The sequence below is a fragment of the Fusobacterium sp. IOR10 genome, assembly GCF_010367435.1.
Taxonomy (GTDB): Bacteria; Fusobacteriota; Fusobacteriia; order Fusobacteriales; family Fusobacteriaceae; genus Fusobacterium_B.
Genome location: NZ_WJWY01000004.1, coordinates 1 through 14787, shown reverse-complemented (window position 1 = coordinate 14787; position 14787 = coordinate 1). Strand labels below are relative to the sequence as shown.

The following is a 14787-nucleotide window of genomic DNA, read 5'->3' as shown; positions in this document are numbered from 1 at the left end:
AACAAAAAATAGTGAGGGGATACCTATGTATAAAGCAGTAATTTCAGATTTGGATGGAACTTTATTAAATTCAAATCATGAAATTTCAGATTATAGTAAAGAAATAATAGGGAAGATAATAAAAAAAGGTGTAAAATTTATAATTGCAACAGGAAGGCATCATAAGGATGCCATGTGTTTTAAAAACCAACTAGGTGCAGACTCTTTTTTAGTATCAGCAAATGGAGCAGTTGTTCACGATTATAAAAATAAAGTTATTATGAATTATACAATACCAAAGGATTACGCAGAGTATTTTTTGAATTTAACATTAGAAGAAAATATTATGCAAAATGTATATACCTTTGATAAATGGTATGTGAATATAGATGTACCAGAGGTAAATGAATATCATAAGGAATCTGGATTTACTCCAGATATAGTAAATTTAACTGAATTAAAAAAAGATAATATTTCTAAATTCGCCTATATATGTAGGGATAGTAACGTTTTAGAGGAATTGGAAAATAAATTAAAAAATGATAATACAATTGCAAATAAAATAAATATTACAGCTTCCTTGGATATTTGTCTTGAAATTATGAAAAAAGGTGTTTCAAAGGGAAAATCTATTTCAGAAATATTGGAAAAGGAAGGAATATCTTTAGAAGAAACTATAGCCTTTGGAGACGGACTAAATGATAAAGAAATGTTAGAACTTGTTGGAAAAGGCTTGGTTATGGGGAATGCCAGTGAAAAATTAAAAAAAGCCTTACCTAATAATGAAGTAATAGGAACTTCTGATGAAGATAGTGAAGCTAGATATTTGAAAAAAATATTTTTATAAAATTATTGACAAGAATAGAAAATTATAGTAGTATCTATGCAAGAGGAAAGAAAAAACAAGTAAATAAATAGCTATATAACTGACGGATCAGTGGAAATAACCACAAGGAGTATAGTTTTAAATTAGTCGACCGTCTGGGCACAATCTAAGCCTAGACGGTCGATTTTTTGTTATAAAATTTTATAAAATTTAAGGAGGCTTTAATGACAAACAAAGCATGGGAAGGATTTAACAAAGCACGTTGGCAAGGTGAAATAGATGTAAGAAGTTTTATTCAAAGTAATTATACTCCTTATGAAGGTGATGATACTTTCTTAAAGGATAGTTCAGAAAAAACTAAAAAAGTTTGGAATAAATTAACAGAATTATTAAAAGAAGAGGGAAAAAAAGGTGTATTAGATGCAGAAACAAAAATACCTCAATCAATAACAGCTTATAAACCAGGATATATAGATAAAGATATGGAAGTAATAGTGGGAATGCAAACAGATGAACCTTTAAAAAGAGGTATTTATCCAAAGGGTGGTTTGAGAGTAGTTGAAAAATCTTTAAAAGCTTATGGATATGAAATTGATCCATTTGTTGAAGAAGTATTTACAAAGTATAGAAAATCTCATAATGAAGGAGTTTTCTCAGTTTATACTGAGGAAATGAAAGCTTGTAGAAGTGTGGGAATTATAACTGGATTACCAGATGCCTATGGAAGAGGAAGAATTATAGGAGACTATAGAAGAGTTGCTCTTTATGGTATGGATAGATTAATAGAAGATAAAAAAGCTCAAATGCAAGTATTGGAAATTGCAGAATTAGATGATGAAACTATTAGAAGAAGAGAAGAAATTTCAGATCAAACTAAATCTATGAAAGATTTTGTTAAAATGTGTGACTCTTATGGTTATGATGTAACTAAACCAGCAAAGGATGCAAAGGAAGCTGTACAGTTTGTATACTTTGGATATTTAGCAGTTACAAAGGATCAAGATGGAGCAGCAACTTCCCTTGGTAGAACATCAACTTTTTTAGACATCTATATTGAAAGAGATTTGAAAAATGGAGTTATAACAGAGGAAGAAGCTCAAGAATTAATAGATCAATTTATAATAAAATTAAGGATTATTAGATTTTTAAGAGCTCCAGAATATAATGAATTATTTTCAGGAGATCCAACTTGGGTAACAGAATCTATTGGTGGTATTGGTTCAGATGGAAGACCATTAGTTACAAAAAATTCATTTAGATATTTAAATACATTATATAATTTAGGAGCAGCTCCAGAACCAAACTTAACAGTACTATGGGCAGAAAAATTGCCAGAAAATTGGAAGAAATTCTGTGCAGAGGTTTCTATAAAAACATCAGCTATTCAGTATGAAAATGATGATCTAATGAGACCTGAATTTGGAGACGATTATGGAATTGCTTGTTGCGTTTCTCCTATGAAAATAGGAAAAGGAATGGAATTCTTTGGAGCAAGAGCAAACCTAGCAAAGGCTTTACTTTATGCTTTAAATGGTGGAAGAGATGAAAAAAGTGGAAAACAAATATCTCCTAGATTTGAAGCAGTTAAAGGGGATTATTTAGATTATGATGATGTAATGATGAGATTCGATAGAATTATGGAATGGTTATCAGGAGTATATGTAAATGCTTTAAAAATAATCCACTATATGCATGATAAATATGCCTATGAAGCTTTTGCAATGGGACTTCATGACTTAAATATTGAAAGAACTCAAGCAACAGGTATTGCAGGTTTATCAATTGTTGCTGACTCATTAGCTGCTATTAGAGACTGTAAAGTTAAAGTAATAAGAGATGAAACAGGATTAATTGTTGACTTTGAAAGAGAAGGAGACTATATCCCTTATGGAAACAATAATGATGAAAGTGATAAGCTAGCAGTAATGGTTATGGAAAAATTTATGAATCATTTAAGAAGTCATGAAACTTATAGAAATTCAAAACCAACTCAATCAATGTTAACAATAACATCAAATGTTGTTTATGGAAAGAAAACAGGGAATACTCCAGACGGAAGAAGAGGTGGAACACCTTTTGCACCAGGAGCAAATCCAATGAATGGAAGAGATACCAATGGAGCATTAGCCTCATTACTATCAGTTGCCAAATTACCATTCCATAATTCAGAGGATGGAATTTCTTATACCTTTGCAATTGCACCAGGAGCTTTAGGAAAAGAAAAAGATGGAAGAATTGATAATTTAGTTGGATTATTAGATGGATATTTTACTCCAGAAGGTGGTCAACATTTAAATGTAAATGTATTTGATAGAGAATTATTAGAAGATGCAATGGAACATCCAGAAAAATATCCTCAACTAACAATAAGAATTTCAGGATACGCAGTTAATTTTAATAAATTAACAAGAGAACAACAACTTGATGTTTTATCAAGAACAATAAACAGTAGAATATAAAGCTAGGTGGGAGATTATGGAGATTTTAGGAAATATTCATTCTTACGAGAGTTTTGGAACTGTTGATGGACCAGGAATAAGATATGTTGTTTTTTTACAAGGATGCCCATTGAGATGTAAGTTTTGTCACAATCCAGATACTTGGGACATTAAAGGAAATAATAAATTAGTCAGTCCAAAGGAAATATTTGAGGAATTATTAAAATATAAAAACTTTTTCAAAAAAAATGGTGGTCTTACAGTAAGTGGAGGAGAACCTTTATTACAAAGTGATTTTGTTTTGGAACTTTTTAAAATATGTAAGGAAAACAATATAAATACAGCTTTAGATACCTCAGGATATATATTTGATGATAAAGTGAAGGAAGTTTTAAAATATACAGATTTAGTTCTTTTGGATATAAAATGTATAGATAAAGAAGTATATAAAAATTTAACAGGAGTTAAATTAGATAATACTTTAAAATTTTTAGACTACTTAAAAGAAATAAATAAACCTGTATGGATAAGGCATGTTATTGTTCCAGGAATAACAGATGATGAAAAGCTATTAACTAAATTAGCAAAGTATTTAGAAAAATTTAAGAATATAGAAAAAATAGAATTATTACCATATCACACTTTAGGAGTTTTTAAATATAAGGAATTAAAAAAAGAGTATCCTCTTTTAGGTACCAAACCTTTATCAGAAGAGAGATTATTAATAGCTAAAAAAATATTTAAACAGTTAGTATAACATATTGGAACCAAGAGTTTTTCTCTTGGTTCTATTTATTTTTCAAAAAACTTATGATGAGATGGTTTTATTCAATATAAAATGTTATAATTCAAGTGACTACAATTATATTGGGAGGAATTATGAATACTAATTTCAGAGGGGTTATTATTACAATAGTGGGAGCATGTGGTTGGGGATTTTCAGGAGCTTGTGGGCAGTATTTATTTGAAAATTATAATATTAATGCTTATTGGCTTACCACAGTGAGGATGCTATCAGCAGGAACAATTTTATTAGCATTTAATTTGTTTCATGAAAGGGATAAAAGTTTAAATATTTTAAAAAATAAAAGAGATTTATTTAGATTAGTTTTGTTTGCTTTTTTTGGACTTTTACCAGCTCAATTATTTTATTTGTTAGCAATTTCTCATTCCAATGCTGGCACAGCTACAGTATTACAATACATAGGACCAGTATTGATTATGGTTTATGTATGTTGTAAAGAAAGAAGAAGACCTACAAAATATGAGTCTTTAGCACTTTTATGCGTTATAGTAGGGACAACTATGCTTGCTACTGGAGGAGATTTAGGAAATTTAGTTCTTTCTAAAAAAGCCTTGTTCTATGGATTATTATCTGCTGTAGGATTTTTTCTTTACTCAATATTACCTGGAGATTTAACTGAAAAATATGGATCAAAGGTGGTAGTGGGATATGCAATGATATTTAATGGTTTTATAATGAAAGAATTTATTTATAGGGAACCTATGAATCTAATATTAAATATAAATGCTTATTTGGCAATTATGGGTATTGTTCTTATAGGGACAATAGGAGCTTTTGTATTATATTTACAAGGAGTTTTGGAAATAGGAGCTTCTAAAGCTAGTATGATAGCAAGTATTGAGCCTGTTTCTGCTTCTTTATTTGCATTTTTATGGCTAGGAACAGTGTTTGTTAAAACTGATATTATAGGAATTTCTTTTATTACCTCTGCAGTTTTACTAGTTTCAGCTTTTAATAATAAAAAAAGACAGTAAATACTGTCTTTTGTATTAGTCTAGTATAAATTCATGGATTATTCTAGGAGAAATATTTGTAGTTTCTTCACAACCAGTTAAAATCATATTTTTATAAAGCTCATTCTTAAACTGTTCTAAGATAATTTTAACACCCTCTTGTCCTCCACCAACAGCTCCCCAAATAATAGGTCTTCCAATTAAAACTCCCTTAGCTCCAAGGGCAAGGTATTTTAATATATCTCCACCATTTCTAGCAGCACCATCAACAAGAATATTTACTTTATATCCAACTTCTTTAACTATTTCATTTAATACTTCACAAGGGGCAAGGGTATCATCTAGCACTCTTCCTCCGTGATTAGAAACAACAATTGTATCAACTCCAGCTCTTTGACAAAGCTTAGCCTCTTCAACACTTAAAATACCTTTAACTATAAAAGGAAGGTCAGTGGAATCAACTAAAGTTTTCAAATCTTTAAAGGATTTTGGACCAACAGGTTGATTATATAGGGCCATAGTTAAAAGTCCAGCTCCATCAATATCTATTCCAACTGCAACAGCCCCAGCTTCTTCAGCCATTTTAATTCTTTTTATAATTTCTTCATTATCTCTAGGTTTAATAATTGCAACACCTTTTCCCCCAGCTTTCTTTATAGCTTTTAAACCAAGTTCAAGATATGTAGGGTCTCCCCCGTCTCCTACCATTCCAATAGTTCCAGCATCCACAGCTCCATTAATTACATTATTTGCATATTCTTTTTCATTTACAGCATTTCCAAAGTTATAACTAGCACCTGTTATAGGGGCTATAATTCCTGGAAAAGATAACTTTTCCCCCCAAAGAGATGTTTCTAAGATAGGATTTTTTGCTGAATGTATAGTTTTTAGAATTAGTCTAATTCTTTTTAATTTGTTATAATTTCTTTTGAAAGAATCTCCAGTTCCACAACCACCCATACCTGGAACCTTACCAGCACACCAAATGCCGTTACATTCATTGCAGACATTACAAAATCCCTTCATTTTTTCTCTGGCATTTTTTTTTACTTCTTTAATATCCATAATTTCCTCCTTAACAATATATAATATAAGTATACCTTATACTTTTAATTTTTTTAAAAGATTATTTAATATTTTTTTCAATGATTCAGAAACTATTAGGCCACTTGAAATGGAAAAGGCAATAAATAAAGTTTCAATTCCCTTATGCAAAGCTAAAGAATAATCTTCAGTAACAATATAGAACATTGTATAATATAGAGAATACCCTGGAACTAAGGGAATAATTCCTGGTAGCATATATAAAAATGTAGGTCGTTTAGTTATTTTGGAACTAATATTTCCCAAAAGACCAATGGTTAAAGTACTTATAAAGTAAGGAAGAATAATTTCCCCACTAATTCTCATTAAAAATACATACAAGGCCCAGCTAATACCTCCTATAATTCCTCCAACTATTAGATCAACTTTTGGAATAGAAAGAAAAACGCCAAAGCATAGGGAAGTAATACCTAAAATAATAAAATTTTGAAAGATAGAGACATTTTCCATTAGATATAACCTCCTAATTTAATCCAAAGCTTCATAGCTCCACCAATTCCTATTCCAATTGATAAAGCTGTTAAAAAAGCTTCTGTTGTTCTAGCATTTCCAGATAATAAGTTTCCAGATACTAAATCAGATACACTTTTTGTAATAGCTATTCCTGGTAAAAATGGAATAATTCCACCAACAATTATAAAATTACTATTAGGAGCTAGTCCTAAAACATTTAAAAATTGAGCAGAAATACCTATAAAGAAAGTTGAAATAATTATTCCAAGCATTGAAGTCATGGAAAACTCAATTATTTTCTTAAATATATAAAGGGAGATAATTACTATTATAAAAGTGAAAAGAAACTCCAGGTAATTTGTTTTAAAAAGAAGGGTAAAAGTAGCGGAACCTAATCCTGCTGCTACAGCTTTAATAAAGAAAGAATAAGTTTCCTTTTTTTCAATTTTTTTTAATATATTAACAGCTTTGTCAATATTAACTTTTTCTTGGGATATCAATCTCAGAGTGAGACTATTTAAAAGAGAACATTTTTGAAGATTGATAGTTCTATCTTTAATGGTTTTCATAAAAGTAATTCCATCATCTCTGTCATCTCCAATAATTATAACAGTTGGAGTTATGAATAGACTGATATATTTAAAACCCTTTGATTTGCAAAGACTTCTGCATAAAAATTCAACATTATCTGTATCTGCACCATTTTTTAAAAGTAATTCACCAATAAACAGGGATAGTCTGTAAATATGTTCTTTTCTTTTTCTAAATTCTGAATTATCATTCGAATTTAATTCCATAGTAACTCCTTTCATTTATAAAAATAATAAATAACCTCTTTTATTAAGAATACCATTTTTTTATATAAAAAAAAAGAGATTATTTTTATATAATCTCTTTTAAGGATAAAATTTATTTTATATTTTTAAGCAGTAGCTAATGTTTCTTTTCCTGCATCTGGATCATTGAAAACTTCTCTATCTAAATCTCCTTCTAAAGCAGATATACATACTGTAGTTACTAAGTCACCTGATGAATTTGTAGCAGTATGAGCTTGATCTATAATTCTATATATTCCTGCAACTAAGGCGGTAGCTTCTAAAGGTAATCCCATTTGTGTTAATAGGGTAATTGATATAACTAATCCTATTTGAGGAGTAGCAGCACAACCAACACTTAAGAAAGTGGCTTGTACAACTAACATTATTTGTTGCTGAATAGATAAATCAATACCATATAATTGACTTGCAAAAATAACAATTACTCCAAAATAATAACAGGTTCCATTCATATTAGCAGTGGCTCCAAGGGGCAAAACAAAGTTGGAAATTTCTTTAGATACTCCAAGTTTAGGTGCTGTTTTCATTGAAACTGGAAGAGCTGCTGAAGAGGCGCAAGTACTGAAAGCCACTATAAAAGGTTCAATAGCTTTTTTCCAAAAATTTAAAGGATTAACCTTTGCAATAAATATCAACATTAAACTATAAACTACTGTAATCATTACTATAGCAGATATATAATCAGTTACAATAAATTTCAAAACAGGACCAAAGATAGCAGTTCCATATTTAGCCATTGCAACAGACATTAATCCAAAAACTCCATAGGGAGTTATCTTTATAATCATATTGATTATATTAAACATAGCTTCAGATAAATTATTTATTATTTTAGCTAGTGGTTCTCCCTTTTCCCCCATTAAAATAATAGAGAAACCTAGAAGAAGTGAAAATACAATAACTGGCATCATATCACCATTTGTTAATGAAGCAAATGGATTGTTAGGTATTAAATTTAAAATAGTCTGATACATTCCAGGAAGTTCTTTAGTAGCAACTTCTTTAGAAACACTTCCTAGTAGGATTCCTTTTCCAGGTTTTATAATATTAGCAACAACTAATCCTATTGTTGCAGATAAAGCAGATCCTCCTAAAAAGAATAGAACTGTTTTTATTCCAATACTCTTAAGTTTTTTAATATCTCCAAGTGAAAGTGCTGCATCTGTTACTGAAAAGAACACCAATGGTACAATCACCATTTTGATAGATTTTAAGAAAATACTTCCGAGAAATGATAGAAATGGAATGATATGATCTTTTATCATTGGATTGTTTAATCCGCCCATGAAATTAAGAATATATCCAACGATAATTCCTGCAAATAAACCTATAAAGATTTTGATGTGTAACGGCATTTTTTGTTTTTTGTTAATTGATAGTGACATTTTTTTACCTCCCTGAATTTCTTGCAAATGTTTTGTTTGAAATCGCAACGATTACATCGATAAAAACATGGTACTATGATATTTATGAAATGGCAAAAGTTATATTAAAAAAAATATAAGATATAAGTATTAATTATATCTTATATTTTTTTTAAAGGTAAGCAATATAAAAATTTAAATGTCAATATTGGCAATTTTTAAAAATTCTTTCATAGCTTTAGAGATATATCTATGTTTTTTATTAGCAATATAGATAGATCTTTTGGCTAAATCTTTACCCACTTTATAATAAATAAGAGAATCATTATTTTTATAGGCAGATTTAATTAACGTATCTCTTATGAATAGAGCTACATTTTTATTAGAAATAGCTATATGATATCCAGTTAGAATTTGATCTATTTGAAAAACTGATTTTGGAATAAATCCTTCTTTTTTACACATTTTCAATCCCCTACTGTATTGATCATTTCCTTTTTTCATAGTAATAAATGGAAATTTTTTAAAATGTTTTAAAGATACTTCAGGAAAAGTGCTTTCAAGATGAATATTCCTTTTTATATCATCAAAAGTTAGTTGATATTCCTTTAAACTCTCATTGATTTTCCATTGTCTAGGTACTCCTAATAATATTTCTTCTGTGGAATATTTGTAAACATCTAAATTTTTATCTTTTTCTGAAATAGCAGTTTCAATAATTAAATCAATTGTTCCATCTTCAATTCCAGAAGTAAGTTCTTTAATATTTCCTTCTATAGTTTCCACATGAACATTTGGATATTTATTTGAAAATTTTTCAATTAATTTTGGAAGAGTAAATGCACAAAAAAAGGAAGAGCCACCAATAATTAAATTCCCTGATTTTAGTTCTCCAATATCTTTAAAATGTCTGATTAAATCATTTTCCATTTCCAGTATTTTTTCAACGTACTTAATATAATATAGCCCCTCCTCTGTTACTGTTAAAGGTATTGTGTTTCTATCAAATATAAGCACTCCAATTTTTTGTTCGGTTTTTTTAACTAGGGAGCTTAAAGCTGGTTGCGATATATATAATTTTTTAGCTGCTTTGGAAAAACTTCTTTCTTTATAGATAGTATAAATATATTTCATTTCATTTACCATAGTCTAACCTACCTTTCAATTGAATTTTTAGGATATATTCATAATACCATATTTATATTAACATATAAAAAAAAATTATATGTCATACGGATTTTAGTATAACATTTGAAAGAAATTTATCTTTAGAGTATCATTACGTTATAGAAATAGAACACCAATAAATAATTGAATTAAAAGGAGAGTAAAAATGGAAGATAACAGAATAATTGAATGTATTGAAAGAGCAGATTATTTACTAGGGAATTTAATGGGAGTAAAACCAGGAGAAGAAGTATTAATAGTTATTGATCCAGAAACAGATATGAGAATGGCAAATGCACTTGCAGGAGCAGCTTTAAAATACGGAGCAGAATACAACATTACAATGATGCCAATTAGAGGGAAAGATAAGGCAACAATATTTCCTAAAACATTGGAATTAGGTATGGAAGCTTGTGATATATTTATTGGAATGACAACAGCTTCAGGAGCAGCTATTTATAATAATAAATTAAAAGAACTTGTAAATAAAAAAACATTAAGAGAATGTTCAATTTGTTTACGTCACATAGATAACTTTACACGTGGTGGAGCTTTAGCAGATTATGAAGCAGTATATAAAGATGGGGAAACTTTACAAGCTGTATGGAGAGGGAAGAAAAAAGCTCATATAACAACTCCTGCAGGTACTGATTTATATATGGAAATGAACGATATGGAACCAATTATAGAATGTGGTATAGCTAGAAATCCTGGAGATGCAATGGCTTGGTCAGATGGGGAAGTTTCTTTAGGACCAGTTATAGGAAGTACTCATGGAATTCTTGTGGTAGACGGTCCAATTTGTTATTATGGATGTCCAACTATTCCAGTTAAATTAAAAATAGAAGGTGGACGTATTGTTGAAGTAATGGGTGGAGATGCAAAAATATGCAAGGAAATTCGTAGACAAATAGCTGAAGTTAAAGATAGTGACAATATAGCAGAAATTGGAATAGGATTAAATAGAGATTGTTTATTTAATGGAGATTTTGAAGAAGAAAAGAAAGCCTATGGAACTTGTCACATAGCTATGGGAAATGGATTCTATTATGGACAACCAGCAAAATCAACAGTTCATATAGATATGGTTCAATATAATCCTACAATAACTTTTGATGATGAAGTAATAGTTAAAGATGGAAAAGTTCTTTGTGTTGAAAAATAAAAGTTAAAAATTAGAAGGATAGTTCATAAATATTATGAAGAAAGAAAGTCTGAAAAAAAAGACTTTCTTTTTTTATAATTATGATATAATTTAATAAAAATATAAGAAAAGGAGATTAAAATGAGGGCTGTTGTTCAAAGAGTAAGTAAAGCTGAAGTTAAAATAGAAGGAAAATCAGTTGGAAAAATAGAAAATGGTTTTTTAATTCTTTTAGGAGTAACTCATAATGATACTTCAAAGGAAGTTGAATGGCTTTCTAATAAAATCAAAGGGCTAAGAGTTTTTGAAGATGAAGAGGGAAAAATGAATTTAGGCTTAGATGAAATAAAAGGAGAGGTATTAATAGTTTCTCAATTTACATTATATGGAAATTGTCTAAAGGGGAAAAGGCCTAGTTTTGTAAATGCAGCTAGACCAGATATAGCAATTCCTTTATACGAAGAGTTTATAGATAAATTTAAATCTTTTGGAATTAGTAAAGTAGAAACAGGTGAATTTGGTGCAGATATGAAAGTTTCATTAATAAATGATGGACCTGTAACACTTGTTATAGATACTCCAGTGAAATAAAGGAATAATTATGAAAAAAATAAAATTAGCATTAGCACAAGTGGAATCCTTTCATGGAAATAAAGAAAAAAATTTAGAAAAAGCTTTAGATATTATAAAAAAAGCAAGTGAAGAAAATGCTAACATAGTTGTATTCCCAGAACTTTTTTATTTTGGATATTTTAATAAAAGGAAAATCTTTCATGAGTTAGCAGAATATAATGATGGGAGATTATACTCTGAATTAAAAAGAGCAGCTGTGAAATATAATATTTTTATTGCTATGGGATATGTAGAAAAGAAAAAAGAAATTCCTGATAAAATCTTTAATTCAATTATGTTCATTGATAATAAAGGTGAGAGGGTAGGTAGTTATAGCAAATATTATTGTTGGGGATCTGAAAAGAAAACATTTGCTCAAGGGAATGACATTTTAGTTTATAAAACTAGTATAGGAAATATAGGACTATTAAACTGTTATGATATTGAATTTCCAGAATTATTTAGAATTTTATCTTTAAAGGGAGCAGAATTAGTTATATGTAGTGCTGTTTGGAGCAAGTGGATACAACACCGTTGGAACAATAGTTTGATTTCAGGTGCTGCTACAAACTTATATTTTGTAGTAGGGGTTAATACAGTTGGAATTACTCCCAATGGAAATATGATATGTGGGGATACTAAGGTAATAAATCCTTTTGGGGAAGTTATTGTAAAGGCTTCAGAGGATAAGGAAGAAGTTATCTATAAAATTATAGATTTAGATGAAGTAAAGAAAACGAGAGAAGAATATCCTATATGGAAAGACTTTAGAAAAGATATGTATAAAGATAAAATATTGGATTTTTAAAAATAAAATGTTATAATTATAGTCAAATATTAAAAATAAGGGGTAGGAATAGTATGGAGGGGAATAGATTATTAACAGATTTTGCAAGGGTTATTAACTCAGACAGATATCAGTACACAGAAAGTGATATATTTGTAATGGAAAACAGTCAAGAAAGAGAAGCAATCTTTGATATGTTTTTTAGAAAAACAGAGGATAATGGTTTTGCAGTTGTTTCAGGGGTGAAAGAAGTTATAGATTTAATTAAAATATTAAATGAAACAAGTGAAGAAGAAAAAAGAAAATATTTCAAAGAAATAATTCACGAACCAAAACTATTGGATTATTTATCTAAATTAAAATTTACAGGGGATATCTATGCAATGAGAGAAGGGGAAATAGCCTATGCTAATGAACCTGTTATAAGTATTAAAGCTCCATTGGTTCAAGCAAAAATATTAGAAACACCTTTGTTAAATATAATGAATATGCAAATGGCCATTGCAACAAAAGCATCTAGAGTAACAAGGGCAGCTTATCCTTTACAAGTATCTTCTTTTGGAAGCAGAAGAGCTCATGGTTTTGATAGTGCTGTATCAGGAACTAAAGCATCTATTATAGGAGGATGTACATCCCATTCAAATTTAGTAGCTGAATATAAATATGGGGTACCTAGTGTTGGAACAATGGCACATTCATATGTACAGACCTTTGGAGTTGGGAAAAAAGCTGAAAAAGAATCTTTTGATATGTTCATAAAATATAGAAGAAAAAGACAAGCAAATACTTTAATCTTACTTATAGATACATATAATACTTTAAAAATAGGGATAAAAAATGCTATACAATCCTTTAAGGATAATGGAATAGATGATACTTATCAAGGAGTTTATGGAGTTAGGATAGATTCTGGAGATCTAGCTTACCTTTCTAAAAAATGTAGAGCAGAATTAGATAGAGCAGGATTAAAAAAGGCTAAAATATTTTTAACTAATGGGCTTAATGAAGATTTAATAAAATCTTTAAAAGAACAACAAGCTTGTGGGGATATATTTGGTGTAGGAGACGCTATTGCTGTAAGTAAATCAAATCCTTGCTTTGGTGGGGTTTATAAAATAGTTGAAATACAAAATCAACCTGTAATGAAATTATCAGAGGATACAATAAAAATATCAAATCCAGGTTTTAAAGAAGTTTATAGAATTTATGATAAAAAAGGTATAGCTTATTCAGATATAATTACTTTAGTTAATGGGGATACAGATAAAGAAAAAATATTATCAAATGAAGAGTTTAGAACTCAAGATGAGACAAATGAATTGAAATATAGTATTCTTTATAAAGGAAACTATACTTATGAAAAATTAACAAGATTATATGTTAAAAATGGACAATTTACAGATGAATATTACGATTTAAATGATGTATTAAAATCACAGAAATATTATTTTAACAAGTTAAACAAAATTTCAAATGAGAGAAAAAGATTAGAATTTCCTCATAAATACAAAGTTAACTTATCTAAAGACCTAAGAGAATTAAAATACTCTTTAATAGAAAAAATAACAGCAGAAATATATGAATAATATAAATTAAGGAGAGATATAATGAAATTGTTAAAAGAAATGATAATTGAAAAGGGAAGTGTAAAAAATTCAAAACTATTAAAGGTTGATAGTTTTTTAAATCATCAAATAGATCCTAATTTGATGTATGAAATAGGAAAAGAATTTAAAAATGTATTTGAGGATAAGAAAGTTAACAAAGTATTAACTATTGAAGCTTCAGGAATAGCTATAGGTATAGGAACAGCTTACGCTTTTAATGTTCCAATGGTATTTGCTAAAAAAAATAAACCTGCAACAATGTCTGAAAATTATAATACTATTGTTCATTCTTTTACAAAAAATAAAGATTATAATATCACTGTTTCTAAAGAATTTATAAATAAAGGTGATAAAATTTTAATAGTAGATGATTTTTTAGCTATGGGAAATGCAGTAATAGGTCTTAAAAAAATAGTTGAAGAAGCAGGTGCAGAAGTTGTAGGAGTTGGAATAGTTATTGAGAAGGGATTCCAAAATGGAGGAAAGCTTTTAAGAGAGTCAGGATTACACTTAAAATCACTAGCTATCATTGACAGTTTAGAGGATAATAAAATTCATTTAAGATAAATAAAAAGAGAAAGAGGGTTTGTAGTGCACCCAAAATCTTAGACAAATAAGATGGAGGGTGCATTTCTTATGTCCAAATTAACAAATAAACAAAAAATAGAAATTTATGAAAGAAGGTTGAAAGGAGAAACAGTAAAATCTTTAG

General features: G+C 28.9%; 14 protein-coding genes and 1 riboswitch. Of the genes, 9 read left to right on the top strand and 5 right to left on the bottom strand.

Annotated features, from left to right (window positions below; genetic code table 11):
* Positions 1-25 precede the first annotated feature (25 nt).
* From GIL12_RS01450 to GIL12_RS01435, 4 genes are all read left to right on the top strand, one after another.
* Positions 26-826, top strand: coding sequence for a Cof-type HAD-IIB family hydrolase (locus tag GIL12_RS01450; protein ID WP_163468394.1), 801 nt, complete (start codon positions 26-28; stop codon positions 824-826).
* A 65-nt stretch (positions 827-891) separates the two neighbouring features.
* Positions 892-973, top strand: a riboswitch (ZMP/ZTP riboswitch).
* 56 nt (positions 974-1029) lie between these two features.
* Positions 1030-3264 (top strand): formate C-acetyltransferase, encoded by a 2235-nt coding sequence (gene pflB, locus GIL12_RS01445; protein WP_163468392.1) that lies wholly within the window; start codon positions 1030-1032, stop codon positions 3262-3264.
* Between the two features lie 22 nt (positions 3265-3286).
* The gene (gene pflA, locus GIL12_RS01440; RefSeq protein WP_203522479.1) at positions 3287-4000 is read left to right on the top strand and encodes a pyruvate formate-lyase-activating protein; all 714 of its coding nucleotides are present in this window, start codon (positions 3287-3289) and stop codon (positions 3998-4000) included.
* Positions 4001-4122: 122 nt separating this feature from the next.
* A complete protein-coding gene (locus tag GIL12_RS01435) occupies positions 4123-5022 on the top strand; it encodes a DMT family transporter (protein ID WP_163468388.1) in 900 nt (299 codons plus the stop codon).
* Positions 5023-5037: 15 nt separating this feature from the next.
* Here GIL12_RS01435 and GIL12_RS01430 read toward each other — a convergent pair whose 3' ends face one another.
* From GIL12_RS01430 to GIL12_RS01410, 5 genes are all read right to left on the bottom strand, one after another.
* The gene (locus tag GIL12_RS01430) at positions 5038-6066 is read right to left on the bottom strand and encodes an alpha-hydroxy-acid oxidizing protein (RefSeq protein WP_163468386.1); all 1029 of its coding nucleotides are present in this window, start codon (positions 6064-6066) and stop codon (positions 5038-5040) included.
* 36 nt (positions 6067-6102) lie between these two features.
* Entirely contained in the window at positions 6103-6555 is a 453-nt protein-coding gene (locus GIL12_RS01425) for a threonine/serine exporter family protein (protein ID WP_163468384.1), read from the bottom strand.
* A complete protein-coding gene (locus tag GIL12_RS01420) occupies positions 6555-7355 on the bottom strand; it encodes a threonine/serine exporter ThrE family protein (protein ID WP_163468382.1) in 801 nt (266 codons plus the stop codon). The genes GIL12_RS01425 and GIL12_RS01420 overlap by 1 nt, the downstream gene beginning before the upstream one ends.
* Before the next feature lie 125 nt (positions 7356-7480).
* A complete protein-coding gene (locus tag GIL12_RS01415) occupies positions 7481-8779 on the bottom strand; it encodes a dicarboxylate/amino acid:cation symporter (protein ID WP_163468380.1) in 1299 nt (432 codons plus the stop codon).
* Positions 8780-8953: 174 nt separating this feature from the next.
* A complete protein-coding gene (locus tag GIL12_RS01410) occupies positions 8954-9904 on the bottom strand; it encodes a LysR family transcriptional regulator (protein WP_163468378.1) in 951 nt (316 codons plus the stop codon).
* A gap of 187 nt (positions 9905-10091) precedes the next feature.
* Between GIL12_RS01410 and GIL12_RS01405 the strand changes: the two genes are divergently transcribed.
* From GIL12_RS01405 to GIL12_RS01385, 5 genes are all read left to right on the top strand, one after another.
* Positions 10092-11090 (top strand): aminopeptidase, encoded by a 999-nt coding sequence (locus GIL12_RS01405; RefSeq protein WP_163468377.1) that lies wholly within the window; start codon positions 10092-10094, stop codon positions 11088-11090.
* 120 nt (positions 11091-11210) lie between these two features.
* A complete protein-coding gene (dtd, locus tag GIL12_RS01400) occupies positions 11211-11660 on the top strand; it encodes a D-aminoacyl-tRNA deacylase (protein WP_163468375.1) in 450 nt (149 codons plus the stop codon).
* 10 nt (positions 11661-11670) lie between these two features.
* On the top strand, positions 11671-12489 hold the full coding sequence (locus tag GIL12_RS01395; RefSeq protein WP_163468372.1) for a carbon-nitrogen hydrolase family protein: 819 nt from the start codon (positions 11671-11673) through the stop codon (positions 12487-12489).
* Positions 12490-12542: 53 nt separating this feature from the next.
* Positions 12543-14054: a nicotinate phosphoribosyltransferase gene (locus GIL12_RS01390; protein ID WP_163468370.1), complete on the top strand. Its 1512-nt coding sequence runs from the start codon at positions 12543-12545 to the stop codon at positions 14052-14054.
* Between the two features lie 21 nt (positions 14055-14075).
* Positions 14076-14642, top strand: a complete 567-nt coding sequence (locus GIL12_RS01385; protein WP_163468368.1) for a xanthine phosphoribosyltransferase — start codon at positions 14076-14078, stop codon at positions 14640-14642.
* Positions 14643-14787 lie beyond the last annotated feature (145 nt).

Excerpts from the sequence above, each read along its gene's own strand:
- GIL12_RS01450 (WP_163468394.1), top strand. The coding sequence starts at position 26 with ATGTATAAAGCAGTAATTTCAGATTTGGATGGAACTTTATTAAATTCA.
- pflB (WP_163468392.1), top strand. The coding sequence starts at position 1,030 with ATGACAAACAAAGCATGGGAAGGATTTAACAAAGCACGTTGGCAAGGT.
- GIL12_RS01435 (WP_163468388.1), top strand. The coding sequence starts at position 4,123 with ATGAATACTAATTTCAGAGGGGTTATTATTACAATAGTGGGAGCATGT.
- GIL12_RS01430 (WP_163468386.1), bottom strand. The coding sequence starts at position 6,066 with ATGGATATTAAAGAAGTAAAAAAAAATGCCAGAGAAAAAATGAAGGGA.
- GIL12_RS01425 (WP_163468384.1), bottom strand. The coding sequence starts at position 6,555 with ATGGAAAATGTCTCTATCTTTCAAAATTTTATTATTTTAGGTATTACT.
- GIL12_RS01420 (WP_163468382.1), bottom strand. The coding sequence starts at position 7,355 with ATGGAATTAAATTCGAATGATAATTCAGAATTTAGAAAAAGAAAAGAA.
- GIL12_RS01415 (WP_163468380.1), bottom strand. The coding sequence starts at position 8,779 with ATGTCACTATCAATTAACAAAAAACAAAAAATGCCGTTACACATCAAA.
- GIL12_RS01410 (WP_163468378.1), bottom strand. The coding sequence starts at position 9,904 with ATGGTAAATGAAATGAAATATATTTATACTATCTATAAAGAAAGAAGT.
- GIL12_RS01405 (WP_163468377.1), top strand. The coding sequence starts at position 10,092 with ATGGAAGATAACAGAATAATTGAATGTATTGAAAGAGCAGATTATTTA.
- dtd (WP_163468375.1), top strand. The coding sequence starts at position 11,211 with ATGAGGGCTGTTGTTCAAAGAGTAAGTAAAGCTGAAGTTAAAATAGAA.
- GIL12_RS01395 (WP_163468372.1), top strand. The coding sequence starts at position 11,671 with ATGAAAAAAATAAAATTAGCATTAGCACAAGTGGAATCCTTTCATGGA.
- GIL12_RS01390 (WP_163468370.1), top strand. The coding sequence starts at position 12,543 with ATGGAGGGGAATAGATTATTAACAGATTTTGCAAGGGTTATTAACTCA.
- GIL12_RS01385 (WP_163468368.1), top strand. The coding sequence starts at position 14,076 with ATGAAATTGTTAAAAGAAATGATAATTGAAAAGGGAAGTGTAAAAAAT.